A 19,702-nucleotide genomic window follows, 5' to 3' on the forward strand; every position below is an offset into this window, starting at 1 on the left:
AGATTTAAATGCGCCATTTGATTGGGAACATCACAATTCCACCAAGAAAAATGTGAAACATTCCCAACGTACTTGTTCCCAACTTTTGTCGCAGTACCTTCTTCAACCCAAATCCCCATCTCTTCGTTAAAAGACCACAACGGAATAGTTGCCGGCGCAGACGAAGCTTGCGAAGAAGCAATTGGATAAGTAATTTGAGCTGTATGTCCACTTGCAATTTGTAAATCTTGACCAGCACTTCCTGTTAACTGCACATGCATCATTCCATAGGATTCTAACATACGGGCTTCTCCACTACTTCCACTTGCCAACAGACTTCCTGGCATAGTCTCATTAAAGTAAGTATCTGTTGTTGAAAGATTAAAAACTGCAACATTGACATTACCTGAGTAAGCGTTACCATTAGCATCTTTAAAACTTCCATCAAATTTGACAGACGTACCATCAGGAAGCGTCACGGTACTTGTTGCACCTGTTGCAATGGTAGAAGTCGTGGTAATAGGAATCATCATAATATTGACTATCTCCGTTAGTTGGAATCAAGACTCTTGAAGCATCCACAAAGCCGGTCTTAGTCACCTTTATATGTGCAAATTTTTCCTTCACTGGAGCATTCTTAATCATGAAGAAACCTTCAGATGTTGTCTGAACCGTAGAAGTCCCGATTGAAATCGTGGCTCCCGAAACAGGGTTACCACTCCTATCCAAAACCTGACCATAAAAAGTCCGGTTAACAGCGTTGCCGTAATTATATTGAAATTCGACGTTCTGTTCGTCTACATCTTCGTAGAACGAATCGCTTTTACATGAATTAGTAAAAAATGCAAAAAGCATAAAATAAAGTAAAACTTTTTTCATATTGATATTTTTTTATTACTATAAAGATACTGATTTTCATAATAGTTGCACTTCGGATTAAAAAAAAAATTAAAAAGTTGTAACATTTCGCTCTTATAGATGTCTTATATAGAAAAGTTCGGAATGTTGCAGAGTTGTACTTTGTATAACAAGATACTAAACATAACATTTGACCCAGCATTTCAAATATTTAAAGTAAAGATTACCACCACCATCAACTAAAGAATATCAAAACATGAAAAAAATATCTATCTCATTATTTTTACTTACAGGCCTCCTCGCCTTTTCACAAGAAAAAGCTAAAGCGGATTCAGTCAAGACTTCCGCAATTAAGGAAGTCACCATTCAAAAGAAAATTATTCAAAAAAAATCAGACCGCTTGGTCTATGATGTTGCTAACTCTCCTGTTGCTAAAGGAAACACCGCTTTTGACCTTCTCAAAGTTACCCCTTTGGTTTCTTCAACAGACGATAAAACCTTAAAGATCGCTGGAAAAAATAATGCAGTGATCTACATCAATGGTAGAAAAACCCAAATGAATGCAGAGTCTTTGGAAGGGTTTTTAAAAAATACACCAGCGGAAAACATCCAGAAAATTGAGGTAATTACCTTGCCAGGAAGCGAATTCAATGTAGAGTCTTCCGAAGGCGTTATCAATATCATTTTGAAGAAAAAAATGGATGATGGCGCGAACGGAAATCTGCGTTTCGGGAATACCCAAGCAAAACAAAACAGCCAATCCGCATCTGGAAATATCAACCTAAGAAAGGGAAAATTTGGAGCTAATGCAAGCCTAAGCTTTAGCGACAATATGAGAAATCAAGATTATACACTATTTAATGGAAATGATGAATATAGCTACAAATCCATAGGAAGTGTTGACAATGAAGATAGAAATCTCGGAGGATACATTAACATGGATTACGCTTTGACCGAAAGACAGAATATAGGTCTTAACTACAACCTCTGGACGAGTGAAACACCAGAAATGCATTCTGATTTTTTCAATATTATAAATGAATCAGAATATACCAATTCCAAAAACATTGGTCACGGAAAAGACACCAATCATTCGGTCAACCTCAACTACGAAGTAAAATTCGATGAAGATGGTACTAGTAAACTGAATCTCAATGCCGCTTACCTTAACTTCCACAAAACGGAATTCAACAACAATATCACTAACGAGGTAAATTGGGCGAACGAAATCATCAAAAAACAATCGGAGTTTAATCAAAAAGCACCTCAAAAAATTGATAATTATTCAGCAACAGTAGATTATACAAAAGCCTTTAAATCGTTTACTTTAGGAGCGGGAGGTAACTATAACAAAACAAAAACAGATAACGACACTTACTTTGAAACACTTGATACAACAACAGGAATTTTCAGCAAAGATGAAAACCAAAGTAACCATTTTGTTTATGACGAAAAAATAGGTGGTATTTATTTGAATTTAGAAAAGAGTTTTTCAGACAAATTCTCAGGAAAAATAGGGACTCGTTTGGAGTTCACGGATAGTTTTGGTGAAATATTAGGAACTACCACTACAGTCAAAAGAAACAACACCAACATTCTACCCACACTAAGTTTGAACTACAACCCGAGTGAAAATCACATGTGGTCTTATGCCTTTACCAGTCGAGTGAGAAGACCAAGTTTTTGGGAAATTAATCCAGTTAGAATTTATTTAACAGAGGTTAATTACGTGCAGAACAATCCTTTCATGAAAGCGTCTTCAGTCTATAACCAAGAGCTGATGTACATGTGGAAAGGGACATATTTTATTCAGATTCAGGATACCTACACCAGAGATGCAATTACGCAGGTTCCTTTACAAAAAGTAGTTGATGGTGTTAATACCATCCGTTACATCCGAACCAATTATGGAACCGAAAATAATTTTGCAGCAAATCTAGGATTTAACAAGTCTTTCTTTAAGCAAATTTGGACCGCAAATGTTGTAATAGGACTACAAGTGAATACTTTCAAAGGTTCTGTCGACACCGATCCAATTACCAATGAAGTTCTTGATCCTTTTGTATTTGATTATACTCTGGCGACCCCTTTCTTCCAAGCCAATAACAACATTAGACTGGACAAAAAGAAAAGCTGGTATCTAGGAGTCAACTACTTCTATCTTGGAAAATCTCGTCAGGATTTGGGAACGTTGGATCCAATTCAGCAGCTCGATTTGTCTTTGAAAAAACTTTGGAATAATTGGACATTTGCTTTTAACTTTTATGACGTTTTAAGAACCAACAAAATCCAAATTTTTGATCAGCAAGCTAATGGAAACTTTAACAGCATCAATCAGTATCAATATAGCCAAAAGGGCGCTTTAAGCATCACTTACAATTTTGGAAACCAAAAAGTGAAAAAAATTCGCTCTATTCAAAGTGCAGCTGATGACATCAAACAAAGAACAGGAAACTAAATTTCAAACATTCATATCAAACTAAATTGAAAAACCACCGGAATCTTTCGGTGGTTTTTAGTTTTTACTCTTTTGACTTATGTCACACTGAAAAAAGTCGAAGCATTTATTTTCTTGGCAAAAAAACTTCTGCCAACATACATCTTGCACTTCCGCCACCATTAACCTCTATGGTATTTAAATCTGAATAAATAATCTCCGAATATTTTTCAATACTCGAAATTTGTTCTTGTGTCAAAGAATTATATGCAGATTGACTCATCACCAGAAATGTTTTTGGTGTCATGCTGAGCGAAGTCGAAGCATCTGAGCTTCTTACTTGCAACATATTACCAGCAAATTGTTGCATTTGACTTTCTGAAATTTCAATCAATTCCTTTCCTGACTTCGTAATCATATCAACCACATGAGCTCTTTCAATCTCATCATCAATACAATCCAAACAAATCACAACAAATCGGTCCGCAACGCACATCATCACATTGGTATGATAGATAGGAAGTCTTTCTGCTCCCGCAGTTTGATAGGAATGAAAAACAATTGGTTGATATCCAATTCTTGCACAAAAATCTCTAAATAATTTTTCATCTAACCTCAACGAAACCGAACCATAAGCCAATTGATTATCGTGGTCGAAAATCATACTTCCAGTCCCTTCCAAAAACAAATTCTCGTTTTCAGAACCTGATAAATCAACAATTTCCTTAATCTCATAACCTTGATTCCTAACTTCATTGATAATCTCTTCTCTCCTTTCATCCCTGCGATTAGGAGCAAACATCGGATAAAGAAACACAGTTCCATCTGCACCAAAACTCACCCAATTATTTGGGAAAATAGAGTCGGGCGTGTGTGGCTCCAATGTATCTTTTACTGTAATTACATTAATGCCTTTCGAACGAAGCTTCTCAACAAAATTTTGAAACTCCCGCAAGGCTTTTGCCTGCGTATCAGAGTTCTCAGAATTAACCTGAAAGTAATTATTTTCAGCGGTTTGAGCGTTGTAGCCAAAAGCGATTGGCTCTATCATGAGAACGGTATCGGTTGTCTGCATTTTGATTTCAGAATTTTAGAAACCCAAAGATAAAAAAATAGCACCTTTCTCAAGGCACTATTTGATTTTGCTGATATGTTTTTTGATGATCGTCAGGTCACATCTTTGCGAATATCCTAAGTGAAACGCCTTTGCGAACCTGAAAACAATAGATCATTAAAAAAATCTTTGCGCTTGTTGCGTTAAAACGATCAATATCAAAAAAACAGATATCCATATATTATTAGTGGACAATTTATTTTTTATCCAAAACACCGAATACTTTTTGCAGTGAACTGGTGGTTCTCATGGTAGAACTATTTCGGATTCCGCTTTCTTTATCTGCAACCATTTTGAAAACGCCATTAATGGTTTCATTGGTTACATATTCGTTAAGATCCGTGGTAATATTTTGCCCTGTCAGAAGATTATATTTAGAAATTAATCCTTTCCAAACGGTATCTGCTCCCACTTTTGCCAAAGAAGCCTTAACCTTAGGCTGAAATGCAGTAAAAAGTTGATTTTGTGTCTTCGTTTGAAGATAGGTTGTTGCCGCATTATTGTTCCCCAACAAAATATTTTTGGCATCTGTGAAGGACATCGATGTAATCGCATTGGCGAAAATAGGCGTTGCTTCTTGCACTGCATCTTCTGCCGCTCGATTAAGAAGCAAAACTCCTTGGTCAGCCACCTTTCCCATACCTAAAGCCCTCAATTTGGTATCAATTACTCTCAATTTTTCAGGCATCAAAATTTTCACGGCTTCATTTTTATAAAATCCGTCTTGCACACCCAATTTGGTAATTCCTTCTTTCACCCCAACATTTAGAGCTTCCTTCAAACCTGACGAAATTTGAGAGGATGTCAAACTCCCAAGATTAACACCAGAATTATTGGTCGTTGAAGTTGTTGAAGTTTTTGTTCCAGAAGTTGTTTTAGTTGAAGATATGGTTGCTTTTCCGATATCTACACCAGTTTTATCTTTCACTGTACTATTAAGTACATCTAATATTTGAGCTTGGGTTGAAACTGAAAACGAAATTACAAAAAGGAGAATGATAGATTTTTTCATTATAAAGAATTTAGACTTTGGATGGCATTGAGTTCATGAAGTTAATTGCACTTCAAAATATTTTGTATTTTTAAGAACTTTAAATGTCCGATGAAAACAATATCTATACCGCTTTTAACTTTCTTAGCAATCTTCTTTTTTCAAATTCATTTCTCTCAGGAAAAATTGCCTTTAATTCCCTATCCTCAGAAGATAAAAATAAAGCAAGGTGTTTTTAAAATTCCTCAAAACTTAATTGCAGAAAAGGGTGTATCTAATGATACTTTTCTAAGCCTTAAAAATATTTTTTCAAAATATGGTATTGAAATTAAAGTCTCTGATGATAAAAACAGACCTAATATTTCAGCTTCTAATCAACCTCTCTTACCGTACGATGGATTCTCCGAATTTGAAAAATATGAATTAATTATTAACAGCAATCATATTTTTATAAAATCGAAAAGTGAAAAAGGACAATTTTACGCACTTGAAACTTTAGCTCAATTATTTGAAATCTATAAAGAAAAAGGCGAAATCCCTAACCTTGAAATCCAAGACTACCCAAAATTCGAGTATCGCGGAATGCACCTTGATGTAGCTCGTCATTTTTTTACAGTAGAAGAAGTCAAAAAATACATCGATTACCTCGCCATGTACAAGTACAACACGTTTCACTGGCATTTGACTGATGACCAAGGTTGGAGAATCGAAATCAAAAAATATCCAAAACTAACCGAAATTGGAGCTTGGCGAAATGGTTCGCAAGTTGGCGCATATTCGGACATGAAGTTTGACGACAAAAAATATGGTGGATTCTACACTCAAGAACAAATTAAAGAGGTAGTCAAATACGCCAAAGAACGACACATCAATGTTGTCCCCGAAATCGAAATGCCGGGACACGCCGTTGCTATTTTAGCTTCATATCCTGAATTATCTTGTCTTAAAGGTCCTTTTGAAGTTTCTAAAAAATGGGGTGTCGAAGACAATATTTTATGTCCTAAAGAAGAAACTTTCAAATTTCTGGAGGGTGTTATTGATGAAGTGGTTGAACTTTTCCCTTACGATTACATCCATATCGGAGGAGATGAAGCTCCTAAAAAAGTGTGGAAAGAAAGCGAGTTTTGCCAAAATTTAATTAAAAATTTAGGGTTGAAAGACGAGCATGAACTCCAAAGTTATTTCATCACCCGAATGGAAAAATACATTAACAAAAAAGGGAAACAAATCATAGGTTGGAACGAAATTTTGGAAGGCGGATTAGCTCCAAATGCTACCGTAATGAGTTGGACAGGGATTGAAGGCGGAATTCAAGCGGCGAAGACCAAACATAAGGCGATTATGACGCCGACTTCCACTAATTATTTCGATTATTATCAAGGAAATCCCGAAACTGAGCCTATTTCTATTGGTGGAGATTTGAAGTTAAACAAAGTTTATCAATACAATCCAATTCCAGATGCGCTGAATGAAGAAGAAGCTAAGTATATTTGGGGAACTCAAGGAAATCTTTGGACAGAATATATTTTGGATTTCCCACATGTTGAACATATGATTTTTCCAAGAATGATGGCGCTTTCGGAAGTTGCTTGGGGAACATCTAATCCCAACGATTACAAAGGTTTTGAAAAAAGAGTGACTGAACATTTCAAAATTTTGGATAAACTCGGAATCCATTATAGTAAAGCAATTTTTGAAGTTTCAGGGAAAATTGATGCTGATAAAGATGGAAATATCTTTTATGAACTTACCTCTGCTAAACCAAACGATTTCATGCATTTTACAACCGATGGAACCGAACCTACTCCAGATTCACCATCTTATTCACAACCTTTAAAAATTGAAAAATCAATGGCAGTGAAATCGGCTACTTTTGAGAATAATCAAAAAATAAGTGCAACAGTTTCACAAGAATTTGTTTACTCTAAGTCCACTGGAAAAAAAATAGAATTACAAGTCCCTCCAAGCGAAGCTTACTCTGTTGGAGGAGCTTCTGCATTGGTTAACGCCGTAAAAGGTCATGAAAAAAATCATGGGAAAAATTGGTTAGGATTTGGTGGAAAAGATTGTGTCGCAACCATAGATTTTGGAACCAAAACAGAATTTTCTCAATTAAATTTCAACGCTTATGACCGACAAGGAAGTTGGATTTATTTACCGAAATCAGCGATTATTTCGGTTTCAAATGACGGTATCAACTTCAATGAAATTTCAAGAATGTCTTCTGAAGATATTACAAAAAGTGGCGGAAAAGTTTCAATTAATTTCAAAAAACAAAATTCAAAATTCATCAAAATAGAAATCCAAAACTACGGCATTATTCCCGATGGAAAAGAAGGTGCAGGAAATCCAGCTTGGCTTTTTGTGGATGAAATATCTGTTAATTAATATTCCCCTTCTTTTAGAAGGGGTGGCAAAATTTTTATATAAAAATTTTGACGGGGTAGTTTAAACATGAAACTCAAATTGAAAAAATTAACAATTCTAACAAAATTGTTTTAAAACAAATCAATTCACAATTTATATTCAAAAAAAGATATGAACACCAACCGTAGAAAATTTATAAAAAAAGCTGGAATCTTATCCGCCATTTTAGCTTTAAATCCATTAAAAGCCGAAGAATTTCTTCCAAAATCGTCCTCAAAAGTTACTAAACCTGTCGTACTTTCCACTTGGAATTTTGGTTTGCAATGCAACGAAGAAGCTTGGAAAACCCTTTCTACAGGTGGTCATGCTTTGGACGCTGTAGAATCGGGAGTTAAAGTTTGCGAAGCCGATCCCAACGAAAGAAGTGTCGGTTTAGGAGGAAGACCAGACAGAGATGGACGTGTCACTTTGGACGCTTGCATCATGGATGAAATGGGAAATATAGGTTCTGTGGCGTGTTTGGAGCATATTGTTCATCCAATTTCGGTGGCAAGAGCCGTGATGGAAAAAACACCTCATGTGATGTTGGTTGGTGAAGGTGCTTTACAATTTGCATTGGAACAAGGATTCAAAAAAGAAAATCTTTTGACCGAACCCTCAAAAAAAGAATGGGAAGAATGGTTGAAAAAATCCGAATACAAACCTGTCGTCAATATCGAAAATCACGACACGATTGGTATGATTGCTTTGGATGGTGATGGAAATCTTTCAGGAGCTTGTACCACAAGTGGAATGGCTTTCAAAATGCATGGTCGTGTTGGAGATTCTCCGATTATTGGTGCAGGATTGTACGTCGATAATGAAGTTGGCGCGGCGACGGCAACTGGACACGGCGAGGAAGTCATCCGAACTTGTGGAACTCATCTTGTGGTGGAACTGATGCGTCAAGGAAAATCGCCTCAAAAAGCGTGTGAAGAAGCGGTGAAGAGAATTCACAAATTCATCATGATGCGCAAGAAAAATCCAAAGGATATTCAAATTGGTTTTATTGCCTTAAACAAAAATGGTGGAACGGGAGCATTCTGCTTGCAGAAAGGATTCAACTATGCGGTTCGGTCAGAGAATAAGAAAGAACTAATTGACTCCAAGTTTTTAATTTAAAGAAATATTTAATTTAGTCAGAAAAGTAATTATTGAAATCTAAATTAAAGGTTATTACAATTGGAATGTAAAAAACTTTTGTGCCTTTCATGGTTTATTTTTTAAGATTTAAAATACTAATTTACGCACCAATCACGTCATTCCAAAGAAAGCGTTTTAGACAACAAAAGATTCCGACGAAGGGACAAAAACTATCATATCAATTATGAAGAAAAATAACTTTCATTTCAAACTAATTTTCATTGCTGTTTTTAGCTTTCAATTTTTTTTAGCTCAAGAAAAAACGGAGAAAAAATATTATCCCGACCCCAATCCTAATATTCATCAACAATTAGAAAAGTGGCAGGATTTAAAATTTGGCTTGCTCATGCATTGGGGAACGTACAGTCAATGGGGAATTGTTGAGAGTTGGACACTTTGTCCAGAAGATATTCCATGGGCAACAGGAGAGCGCAAAAAAGGTCAAAATGAGGACGATTATTATGCCTACAAAAAGAATTATGAAAATCTAAAAAAAACTTTCAACCCGGAAAATTTTAATCCTGAAAAATGGGCAAAAGCCTCACAAAAAGCAGGAATTAAGTACATGATTTTCACCACCAAACATCATGACGGATTTTGTATGTTCGATACCCAATACACGGATTATAAAGTGACAGACACCGAATGCCCGTTTTCAGAAAACCCAAAAAGTAATATTACCAAAGAAGTTTTTGACGCTTTCCGAAAGGAAAATTTATGGATTGGAGCCTACTTTTCGAAGCCAGATTGGCATAGCGATGATTATTGGTGGAAAAACTTCCCAATTGCCGACCGAAACGCTAATTATCAAATCTCAAAACATCCTGAAAAGTGGCAAAAATTTGTGGACTACACGCACAATCAAATCGAAGAACTCATGTCCGATTATGGAAAAGTGGACATCCTTTGGTTGGATGGAGGTTGGGTGAGAAAAACGTCGGATGAAGCGGTTAGAGACTACCTTAGTCAAGAAATCGAAGGCGTTCGATATCTGAGAAATCCGCAAAGTCAGGATATTAAAATTGAAGAACTTGCCCGAAAAGCGAGAAACCACAATCCGAATGTGTTGGTTGTTGACCGAGCATGTGAAGGGCCGTATCAAAATTATTTGACGCCTGAACAAGAAATCCCGAAAGAAGGTTTGCCTTATCCTTGGGAAACTTGCATGACGATGGCCACGAGTTGGAGCTACAAAGAAAATGACGTTTACAAATCCTCGGAGGAACTCATCAAAAAATTAGTAGATGTGGTGAGTAAAGGCGGAAATTTCTTGCTCAACATTGCACCTGATGAAAATGGAGAATGGGATTCCACGGCTTATTCTAGTTTGGAAGATATAGGAAATTGGATGACGAAGTACGGGAAATCCATCTACGAAACCCGAATGTATAAACAGTTCGGTGAAGGCGAAAATATCCGATTTACCGAAACCAAAGACCGCAAAACTGTTTACGCATTTGCCATGGACAAATCTCACGATATTTCGTTGGAGAGCGTTCCATTTAAAAAGGTGAAGAAGATTTCGGTTGTTGGATTTCCAAAAATAAAACTAAACGTCTCTTCAAAAAACGAAAAGACCATCATCAAAATCCCTAACGATAAAACTTTGAACAAAGAATATTTGTACGTCTTACAAATTGATTTGAAGGATTAATAATTTATTTTATAAAATTTTCACCACAGCCTCTGTGTCCGCAGTATCTCTGTGTTAAAATAATGATTTAACCACAGTGTAACTTAGATAACAGAGATTAGAGCTTTAGCCTTCATGTTGTATTTTAGTGATTTTTTTCAAGGATTAAATAATATAACACCCTTGTTTTGTGGAATAATTTTGTACCTTTTCATTGGTAAAAAAAATAAAATTTAAACCAAAAATTAATGTTAGAAATTGCTTGTTTTGAAATGACTTCTGCGGAAACCGCTTTGAAGTCCGTTGCTGATAGAATTGAATTATGTTCCGCTATTGAAGTTGGTGGACTAACTCCCCATATTGAAGAATTCCGTTATCTGAAAGCACATTACGACAAACCAATTATGGTGATGATTCGTCCAAGTGGAGGCTCTTTTTTGTATTCGGATGAGGAATTTCACCAAATGAAAAGAGATTTAATTGAATTTAAAAAAGCTGGAGCCGACGGTTTTGTATTTGGTATTCTTGACGAGCATAACGAAATCGACATCGACAAAAACGAAGAACTAATTCTACTTGCCGAAGGAATTCCTTGTACCATTCATAGAGCATTTGATAGAACTAAAAATTTAGATAAATCCATTAAGACTTTAATTGAATTAGGATTTTCGACCGTTCTAACTTCTGGAGGAAAAAATTCGGCGATGGAAGGTAAAGACAACCTCAAACATTTGGTCGAAAAGTATTCTGACCAAATTGATATATTGATTGGTGGTGGCGTTCGTTCCAGTAACATTCAAGAATTGAGAGAATACACGAAAGGAAAATTGTTTCATTCGTCTGCAATCCTGAGTTACGAGTCTTTTGCTAATGAGGATGAAATTAAAAAACTGAAAGTATCGGTCTGATTATTCTCTCACCAAAGGCATGGTTGAACAACGTAATAAACCGCCCATTTTTGAGATCTCACGATAAGGAATTTCTTCAACCGTCATTCCCCATTCGTTTCGAAGGTGATTGTTCATTCTTGTAAAAGTTTGGTCAGAAACCACAATTTCTGGTGAAATCGAAAAGATATTAGGATTCATTTCGAACATTTCCTCTTTGGTTACATGGAAACAGTTTTCCTCGCCGAAAATATCTAAAAGTAAGCGATAGTCACTTTCGTCCACAAAACCGTCTTTGTAAATGATACATTTATCATGACCAACTGGATTAAATGTACAATCCAAATGCAAAATTCCACTGTAAGGATCGGTGTCGCTCTTCTTAAGATCCAAATCGATAATCCTTTTTTTAGGGAAATATTCTTTTAGAATTTCGATAGCATATTCGTTTGTTCTAGCCGTTTTGAAGCTTCTATAATCTCGGTCATAACTAGTCCCAATAAAAATAAAATCATTCCATACAATGACGTCTCCACCTTCGATATGAGCGGTCTCTGGAAGATTAACGATTTTCTTCCATCCTACCCTTGCAAAAATTCTTCTATACGCATCTTGCTCCTCGTAACGATCTTCGATGATATTAGAGATAATCATGAGGTCATCTATCACAAAAGCAACATCACGAGCAAAAACCTGGTTGTAATCCTTAATAATACTTGGTCTATAGACTTCGACGTCATGCTTTTTCAAAACTCTTTCAAATTCTGTCATTTCATCAACGATATCCTTTTCACATGGATAAATACAGTTCTGGATAGAATGATATGACTTAGCATCATAGCTATCTTCCAAAGAATGTGGGTGTCCCATAGAATTGGGCAGTCCCAGTACGACAGATTTGAGTTTTGAAGTTTCGTTTTTGACGTTGAGTATCATAAAATTGTACTTGTTACAAATATAAAACAAAGACGCATCTAGGCAAAAAATTAATAAAAAAACCTTTCAAAATAATTTGAAAGGCTTTCTATATCTATGCTAAACGCAATATTATCTGTTGTTCATCGGAATATAATCTCTTACAGAAGCTCCTTGATAAACCTGTCTTGGACGACCAATTGGGTCTCCATGAAGTCTCATTTCTTTCCATTGAGAAATCCATCCTGGAAGTCTTCCTAATGCAAACATTACAGTAAACATTTCTGTTGGGATTCCTAAAGCTCTGTAAATAATACCAGAATAGAAATCTACGTTTGGATATAATTTTCTTTCTACGAAGTACTCATCTTCCAAAGCAACTCTTTCTAACTGCATTGCAATATCTAACGCTTTATCTTTTACACCAAGACTACTCAAGATATCATCTGCTGCTTTCTTGATAATCTTAGCACGAGGATCGAAGTTTTTGTACACTCTGTGACCAAAGCCCATCAATCTGAAGTTATCTTCTTTATTTTTAGCTTTTGCAACATATTTAGCAACATCTCCTCCATCTTTTTCAATCATTTCCAGCATTTCGATTACCGCTTGGTTAGCACCACCATGAAGTGGTCCCCAAAGCGCAGAAACACCAGCTGAAATAGAAGCAAATAATCCTGTATGCGCAGAACCTACCATTCTTACTGTAGAAGTCGAACAGTTTTGCTCATGATCTGCGTGCAAGATTAATAATTTGTCTAAAGCACTAACTACAACTGGATCGATTTCGAATTTCTCGTATGGTAATCTAAATGTCATGCGATAAAAATTCTCCACATAGTTAAGAGAATTATCACCATGATTCAAAGGCAAACCTTTGATTTTTCTATAAGTCCACGCACATAGGTGAGAGAATTTTGCCAATAACATTTCTGCTGCGTGATCCAAATCTTCTTTGGAACTAACGTCCACTGCTCTTGGATTAAATGCCGTCAAAGCAGAAGTAAGCGAAGATAAAACTCCCATAGGATGCGCAGAACGTGGGAATACGTCAATGATCTTCTTCATCTCTTCAGCTACATAGTTGTAGTTTTTCAAAGCATCTGTAAAACCATTAAATTGATCCTTGTTAGGCAACTCCCCATGAAGCAATAGATACATTACTTCTGTAAAGTTAGAATGTTCTGCAATTTGTTCGATTGGATAACCACGATAGTAGAGTTCTCCTTTATCTCCATCCAAATAGGTAATTTCACTGATGGTTGCACCAGTATTTTTGTAACCTAAATCCAAAGTGATAAGTCCTGTTTCGTCTCTTAATTTTGAGATATCAATCCCTCGATCTCCTAATGAACTATCAACAATTGGGTATTCAAATGCTTTCCCGTCGTAATTGAGAATAACTTTATTATCTGACATGCTTAATTTTTTGCTAAAAATACGGAAATGATTTCTAAAAATCAAATACAATGAGCTGTTGTAATCAATTATTTTTTTAGCGAAATTCTATCAATATTTATTGCATATTAGTAAAAAAGCAATTCTCGAATTAATCATTTGATTTTCAAAATATTAAAAAAGATTCAATATTTATAAATTATTCTTTTATTATCTTAAAAATTTGTGCTCCCTTCTTTTCAAACACTCGTAACAGATAGACTCCTTTAGGTAGATCTCCAATATCGATCATCTTGCCTTTAATCACATCACTTTTCGCAACTTTTCCCGTCCAATCAATTACGCTATAGAAAGAACCATCCGAAGTATTTTCTAGATGTACAATTCCAGCTGTAGGATTGGGATAAATCGTAATACGAGACTTTTCACTCTGGTTTTCAAATATTGACAAATAACAACTGCCCTGGGAATCTCCTAGTATTATCCAACCTTTGCCATTAATCAATACATTTCTTTTATCAACAACATTAGTCGCATATTGCGATGGAGCCGTCAGTCCCAAATTAATATTATTGGGGGTGTTAGGATTATCAGCCCAACCTGCAAGCGTTGCACTATAATTTTGACAATCGATCTCTGTCATGTTGAGAGCCCCAGATGCATTAGTGAGAGAGTTAAAATCCCAGCTGCCTAGAGACTGATTAAAAGAACTTGTATGGTCGAACATTGCTTTAACTGTAGTGACATTACTTACATCCCACAAATCTAAAGGTTGATTAAATGATGTTGCATATGAAAAAGCTTGGTTCATTTTAATAACATGTGAAGTATTCCAACTATTTAAAGGCTGATTGAACAACGCTGCGTTAAAGAACATAAACTCCATATTTTCCAGACTTACTGTATTCCAATTATTAAGAGACTGATTGTATACTGGACAAATCGCAAACATCCAAGCCATATTAGTGACATTAGAAACATTCCATGAATTTAAGTTTTGATTAAAAAACTGTCTTCCAGAAAACATAAAACTCATATCCGTAACAGAAGATACGTTCCAGGTACCTATAGGCGAATTAAATGTCTCCCCAGAAGCATAGACTTGACTTTGATGTCGGCTGTCAAATGCATGACTAAAATTTTCAATATTTGAAACGTTCCAATTTTGCATAGAAGGAGCTCCAGAAAAGCTAGTAGCCAAATAAAACATTAAAGAAGCATCTGTGACATTACTCAAATTTGGAACATCAACTGCTGACAATTGTACCCTTTGACAATTCGCAAATGCTGCATTCATTGATGTCCAGTTAATATTTCCCCATTGCTCAATTTCCAAGAGCTTATCAAGGCTTCCTTTTAATTGCATATTTGTTACAATTATACCACCAACTTGGTAGGAAATTGACTTTATCTGCTGAAAAACACCATTCCCATTAGAAACTTTTACACGGTACTACGTTGCCAAACCACTACCATTTTCTCTTTTGGGTCCGAAATCAATCAAGACTTGCGATGTTGATGTCACATTGGTCATCGTTCCATTGTTTGCAGGATAACCAACTTCTTCCCACTCAATAGTATAATTTTGTCCAATTCCAGGAAACCAGATTTGATCCGTATTAGCCTGAAAAGGAGCATCAACCGTCTGGGGAATACTAGTTGTGATGCCGGGTTGCCAAATGGTGATAAACTCGTTTTGAGCTTCTAGTAGCTGAAAGAAAACGAAAAAAAAATAAAGGAAATAGTTTTTGAAGCATTGCATTTTTCATTAAAGATATTGAAACCTAGCAAATTATACAACAAAAAAAAGTCGCTTAAGAAAAATAAGCGACTTCATTTAATTTTTTAAATTGATCCTACATCAATTATCTTTTTACTTTGAAAGCGTCTAATCCTGGGAAAATTGCAGTTTCTCCAAGAGCTTCTTCGATTCTCAATAATTGATTGTACTTCGCCATTCTGTCTGAACGAGAAGCAGAACCAGTCTTAATCTGACCACAGTTTAAAGCAACAGCCAAATCTGCAATGGTATTATCTTCTGTCTCACCAGATCTGTGCGACATTACTGAAGTATAACCTGCATTTTTCGCCATATTAACAGCCGCAATCGTTTCTGTTAAAGAACCAATTTGGTTAACTTTAACTAAGATTGAATTTGCAATACCTTGCTCGATCCCTCTTGATAATCTTTCTACATTAGTAACGAATAAATCATCACCTACCAATTGTACTTTGTTTCCAATTTTTTCGGTCAACAATTTCCATCCTTCCCAATCGTTTTCATCCATACCATCTTCAATAGAAATAATTGGATATTTGCTGCAAAGTTCAGCTAAATATTCAGCTTGTTCTTGGCTTGTTCTTACCGCTCCTTTATCTCCTTCGAATTTGGTATAATCATATTTTCCATCAGTATAGAATTCAGCAGAAGCACAGTCTAATGCAATCATTACTTCGTCACCAAATTTGTAACCAGCGTTTTCAACTGCTTTTCCGATAGTTTCGATAGCATCCTCAGTACCGTCTAAAGTTGGTGCAAAACCACCTTCGTCACCCACAGCAGTGCTTAAACCTCTGTCGTGTAATACTTTTTTAAGGTTATGGAAAATTTCAGTTCCCATTTGCATTGCGTGAGTGAAATCTTTAGCCTTAACCGGCATAATCATAAATTCTTGAAATGCAATCGGCGCATCAGAGTGAGAACCTCCGTTGATGATATTCATCATTGGTACAGGAAGTGTGTTAGCACTTACCCCACCAACATATTTATAAAGAGGCATTCTCAATTCCGTTGCTGCAGCTTTCGCAACAGCCAAAGAAACACCTAAGATGGCATTAGCTCCTAATTTGCTCTTATTTTTGGTTCCGTCTAATTCAATCATGATTTTGTCAATCAAATTCTGGTCAAAAACCGGAAGTCCGATTAACTCAGGTGCGATAACTTCTCTAACGTTTTCAACAGCCTTCATAACTCCTTTACCCATGAAAGCGTCTCCACCATCACGTAATTCTACAGCTTCGTGCTCTCCTGTTGAAGCTCCTGAAGGAACCGCTGCGCGACCCATTGCTCCACTTTCTGTAAATACATCCACTTCAATTGTTGGATTTCCTCTTGAATCAAGAATCTGTCTTGCTTCGATGTACGAAATGTAACTCATATTTTTTTATTTAAATTTTCAAAATTTTAACGGCACAAATTTAGGCAAATTTGAAGTCTCAGAGAATTAAAGAACATTAATATTTATCAGTTAATTCAAAAAAATCAAAATTAGGTGGCTCTTCCTCATAAGAATTTGGTTCTTAGTGTGGGAAATAAGAGAAAAGTTCGTAATTTTAAATCAAATTTAGAATATTATGAAAGTAGCGATCTATGGAAGTATGCTCGGGACATTACTGCTGTTAAGTGCATGTAATAAAAGTGCCGAAGGAAATAAAAGTGTTGTTAAGGAAGAAATCCAAATGGAGAAATTTGAGAAAAATGGCAAAATAGACAGCACTAGTAAAAGTGTGAAAACCACTACTACTAATGGCAAAACCACCACCGAAACAACCTATCGTTATGTTGCAACAGATGGTGCTTCTGCCAAAGTCACCTTCATTAAATCAGATGAAGGCGAAAAAATAAATATTTTCAGTAACAAAAAAGCAATTATTGGAGATCTAGAAAGTACCGCAAATGGTAAATCAACTTACAAAAATCAGGATATCACCATTACTTCAGTTGGTGATTCCCTCAAGATTGAGCAAGGAGGTCAAATCATTGAGCTTCGTAAAGCGAGAGGTATCTAAATTCGATAACGCTTTAAAAAAACAAAAGCTGTCCATGCGGGCAGCTTTTATTTTTACAAATTTTGCTGAGTTGATGAGAATTATTCTTTGACGATTTTTTCTGAAACCTTCCTTCCATCTATATCACTTCCTACTAAGTAATATGCCCCTTTTTGTAATCCACGCAAATCAATAGATTCACCTTCGATATTATCAATAATAACTTTGCCATCGGCTGAAATCAATTGTGCGGTTTTAAGTGTATTTGAAAAATTAAGTTGGTCTTTAACCGGATTGGGATAAAAAGTCATTGACGAACCTTCAGCTTCTGACGTAGCTAGAGTCCCAAATTTGATTCTAGAGATAACAAAATCATTTTCAGTGTTGGTGGTAAGCGTATAAATTGTGCTATTTGAAGTATTATACAGAAAAAACATCGAATCAATCATGGAAAATTCACTTTGTGTAAATTGGAAAATCCCCCCAGAACCAAAAGCTGAATCGGAAATCCCAGAAGAAGAAAATCTGGCTAACTGAACAATATTAGTTCCGTCATCAGAATTTAGTTGAAGAATCTTACCATCAGGCTGAAAAGCAATTTCTAAATTATTTGCACCAGGCATCATGGCGGTCCCTGAAGTGCCAAAAGAGGTCACCGAAGCTAAAGAGGTACTTACTTTTTTTATCATATTAGTGTTAACGGTGGAATCATAACCCGAAAGATAAAGCTCGCTGTTGAACATTTTGAAATTGGAAAGATTTCCTGTAAAAGCATTGAAGGTAGAACTTTGCCCTCCTGCATTGTACACTTTACTTACTCTCCAATTACCAAAAAATTGATAATCCGAAAAGAAAATATCGTCAGTAGCACGATCCACCTGGATGTTGGCTAACTCATTAACATTGACTAAAGCGAAAATGCCCGAACTTCCAAATGTTGTATCCAAGGTTCCATTTGTATTATATCTTCTCAAGGAGTTGGTATCCCCCTCAATCATCACTATCTTGCCATTAGACAGAAGGTCATAATCAACCAAATACATAGGTGTATAAATGTACGGTAGGTTAAAGCTTGTGTCAAGGATACCATTGGGTGTCAACTTCATAATCCGATCTTTCCAATAGTTTCCAGCATTATTCAATGCCTCGCTAGCAACCAAAATACTGCCATCAGAAAGGACTTTTGGATAGCCAATAATATACAATGGGAAGGCATCATCATAAAAAATAGCTTTACCACCACTTCCAAAAGAGGTATCAAAGCTCCCATCAACATTTAATCGATAAACAAATCCTAAGTTATCTACGGTTCTTCCTGTGAGGATCAACTTACCATCAGGTTGTACCGTGAAGCCCCACACAGTCCCTTGATCGGAAAAGAGTTTTCTACCTCCTGTCCCGAAAGTAGAATCCAATTGTTGTGCATTACCCAAAATAATGCTAAAAGCAATGGCTAAAAAAGAGAAAATTGTTTTCATAATTTGTAGTTTAATGATTAGTCCTACAAAGGTCATGAAAACCATGCGCGAATGAAATTACCCATTAGGGTGATTTTAAAAATAAAAAAACCGTTCAAAAAATTGAACGGTTTTGATTATCTGTACTAAAGATTAATTATTCTTCAGTTTTAGTTTCTTCCTCAGAAGCTGCTTCAGCAGCTGGAGTTTCTTCTACAACTTCAGCTTTAGGCTCTACTTTCTCTTCTTTAGCGTCTTCGATAGTTGCTACTTTCTCAGTTGCTTTTTTTGCAGTAGTAGATCTTCTGCTTCTTCTTGTAGTCTTTTTCTCTTCTCCGTTAGGATTATAGATCTCATTGAAATCTACCAATTCGATCATTGCCATATCAGCAGCATCACCTTGTCTGAAACCAGTTTTTATGATTCTTGTGTATCCTCCGTTACGTTCTGCAATTTTAGGAGCAACAGTTCTGAATAGTTCAGAAACTGCCTCTTTGCTTTGTAAGTAAGAGAAAACTGTTCTTCTGTTATGTGTAGTATCGTCTTTTGATTTTGTAAGAAGCGGTTCTACATATACTCTAAGAGCTTTAGCTTTAGCAACAGTTGTATTGATTCTTTTATGTTCAATAAGAGAACATGCCATATTGGAAAGCATTGCTTTTCTGTGCGGTGCAGTTCTTCCTAAGTGATTGATTTTTTTACCGTGTCTCATTTCT

17 protein-coding genes are annotated in these 19,702 nt (G+C 35.9%); 6 read left to right on the plus strand and 11 right to left on the minus strand.

Annotated features, from left to right (window positions below; genetic code table 11):
- Together AC4AGG_RS01710 and AC4AGG_RS01715 are read right to left on the minus strand one after the other, a co-directional pair.
- Positions 1–512 (minus strand): hypothetical protein (locus tag AC4AGG_RS01710; RefSeq protein WP_489770245.1); only part of this gene is annotated, 512 nt, incomplete at its 3' end.
- Complete coding sequence (locus AC4AGG_RS01715) at positions 445–858, minus strand: carboxypeptidase-like regulatory domain-containing protein (RefSeq protein ID WP_489770246.1); 414 nt, start codon at positions 856–858, stop codon at positions 445–447. The genes AC4AGG_RS01710 and AC4AGG_RS01715, both read right to left, overlap by 68 nt.
- Positions 859–1,093: 235 nt before the next feature.
- Between AC4AGG_RS01715 and AC4AGG_RS01720 the strand changes: the two genes are divergently transcribed.
- Positions 1,094–3,295, plus strand: coding sequence for a TonB-dependent receptor domain-containing protein (locus AC4AGG_RS01720; RefSeq protein WP_489770247.1), 2,202 nt, complete (start codon positions 1,094–1,096; stop codon positions 3,293–3,295).
- A 106-nt stretch (positions 3,296–3,401) separates the two neighbouring features.
- Here AC4AGG_RS01720 and ctlX read toward each other — a convergent pair whose 3' ends face one another.
- Both ctlX and AC4AGG_RS01730 read right to left on the minus strand, forming a co-directional pair.
- Entirely contained in the window at positions 3,402–4,349 is a 948-nt protein-coding gene (ctlX, locus tag AC4AGG_RS01725; protein WP_489770248.1) for a citrulline utilization hydrolase CtlX, read from the minus strand.
- Positions 4,350–4,584: 235 nt separating this feature from the next.
- Complete coding sequence (locus AC4AGG_RS01730) at positions 4,585–5,400, minus strand: DUF4197 domain-containing protein (RefSeq protein ID WP_489770249.1); 816 nt, start codon at positions 5,398–5,400, stop codon at positions 4,585–4,587.
- A 90-nt stretch (positions 5,401–5,490) separates the two neighbouring features.
- On the opposite strand from AC4AGG_RS01730, the gene AC4AGG_RS01735 reads away from it, so the two are divergent.
- From AC4AGG_RS01735 to AC4AGG_RS01750, 4 genes are all read left to right on the plus strand, one after another.
- A complete protein-coding gene (locus tag AC4AGG_RS01735; protein ID WP_489770250.1) occupies positions 5,491–7,767 on the plus strand; it encodes a glycoside hydrolase family 20 protein in 2,277 nt (758 codons plus the stop codon).
- A gap of 150 nt (positions 7,768–7,917) precedes the next feature.
- Entirely contained in the window at positions 7,918–8,907 is a 990-nt protein-coding gene (locus AC4AGG_RS01740) for a glycosylasparaginase (protein WP_489770251.1), read from the plus strand.
- A 205-nt stretch (positions 8,908–9,112) separates the two neighbouring features.
- Positions 9,113–10,582: an alpha-L-fucosidase gene (locus AC4AGG_RS01745; RefSeq protein ID WP_489770252.1), complete on the plus strand. Its 1,470-nt coding sequence runs from the start codon at positions 9,113–9,115 to the stop codon at positions 10,580–10,582.
- A 227-nt stretch (positions 10,583–10,809) separates the two neighbouring features.
- A complete protein-coding gene (locus AC4AGG_RS01750; RefSeq protein ID WP_489770253.1) occupies positions 10,810–11,469 on the plus strand; it encodes a copper homeostasis protein CutC in 660 nt (219 codons plus the stop codon).
- Here AC4AGG_RS01750 and AC4AGG_RS01755 read toward each other — a convergent pair whose 3' ends face one another.
- From AC4AGG_RS01755 to eno, 5 genes are all read right to left on the minus strand, one after another.
- Positions 11,470–12,384 (minus strand): dimethylarginine dimethylaminohydrolase family protein, encoded by a 915-nt coding sequence (locus tag AC4AGG_RS01755; RefSeq protein WP_489770254.1) that lies wholly within the window; start codon positions 12,382–12,384, stop codon positions 11,470–11,472. It abuts the gene before it with no gap.
- A 111-nt stretch (positions 12,385–12,495) separates the two neighbouring features.
- Positions 12,496–13,782 carry a citrate synthase gene (locus tag AC4AGG_RS01760; RefSeq protein WP_489770255.1) on the minus strand — a complete coding sequence of 429 codons (1,287 nt, stop codon included), beginning with the start codon at positions 13,780–13,782 and terminating at the stop codon, positions 12,496–12,498.
- A gap of 178 nt (positions 13,783–13,960) precedes the next feature.
- The gene (locus AC4AGG_RS01765) at positions 13,961–15,127 is read right to left on the minus strand and encodes a BspA family leucine-rich repeat surface protein (protein ID WP_489770256.1); all 1,167 of its coding nucleotides are present in this window, start codon (positions 15,125–15,127) and stop codon (positions 13,961–13,963) included.
- 87 nt (positions 15,128–15,214) lie between these two features.
- On the minus strand, positions 15,215–15,523 hold the full coding sequence (locus AC4AGG_RS01770; protein ID WP_489770257.1) for a hypothetical protein: 309 nt from the start codon (positions 15,521–15,523) through the stop codon (positions 15,215–15,217).
- 103 nt (positions 15,524–15,626) lie between these two features.
- Positions 15,627–16,919: a phosphopyruvate hydratase gene (gene eno, locus AC4AGG_RS01775; protein WP_489770258.1), complete on the minus strand. Its 1,293-nt coding sequence runs from the start codon at positions 16,917–16,919 to the stop codon at positions 15,627–15,629.
- A gap of 196 nt (positions 16,920–17,115) precedes the next feature.
- On the opposite strand from eno, the gene AC4AGG_RS01780 reads away from it, so the two are divergent.
- Positions 17,116–17,550 carry a hypothetical protein gene (locus AC4AGG_RS01780; RefSeq protein WP_489770259.1) on the plus strand — a complete coding sequence of 145 codons (435 nt, stop codon included), beginning with the start codon at positions 17,116–17,118 and terminating at the stop codon, positions 17,548–17,550.
- A gap of 80 nt (positions 17,551–17,630) precedes the next feature.
- Here the strand turns inward: AC4AGG_RS01780 and AC4AGG_RS01785 are convergent, their stop codons facing one another.
- Positions 17,631–19,007, minus strand: coding sequence for a T9SS type A sorting domain-containing protein (locus tag AC4AGG_RS01785; protein WP_489770260.1), 1,377 nt, complete (start codon positions 19,005–19,007; stop codon positions 17,631–17,633).
- Positions 19,008–19,143: 136 nt separating this feature from the next.
- Complete coding sequence (rplQ, locus tag AC4AGG_RS01790) at positions 19,144–19,698, minus strand: 50S ribosomal protein L17 (RefSeq protein ID WP_489770261.1); 555 nt, start codon at positions 19,696–19,698, stop codon at positions 19,144–19,146.
- Positions 19,699–19,702 lie beyond the last annotated feature (4 nt).

This window comes from Chryseobacterium sp. CG10_8 (genome assembly GCF_058117085.1).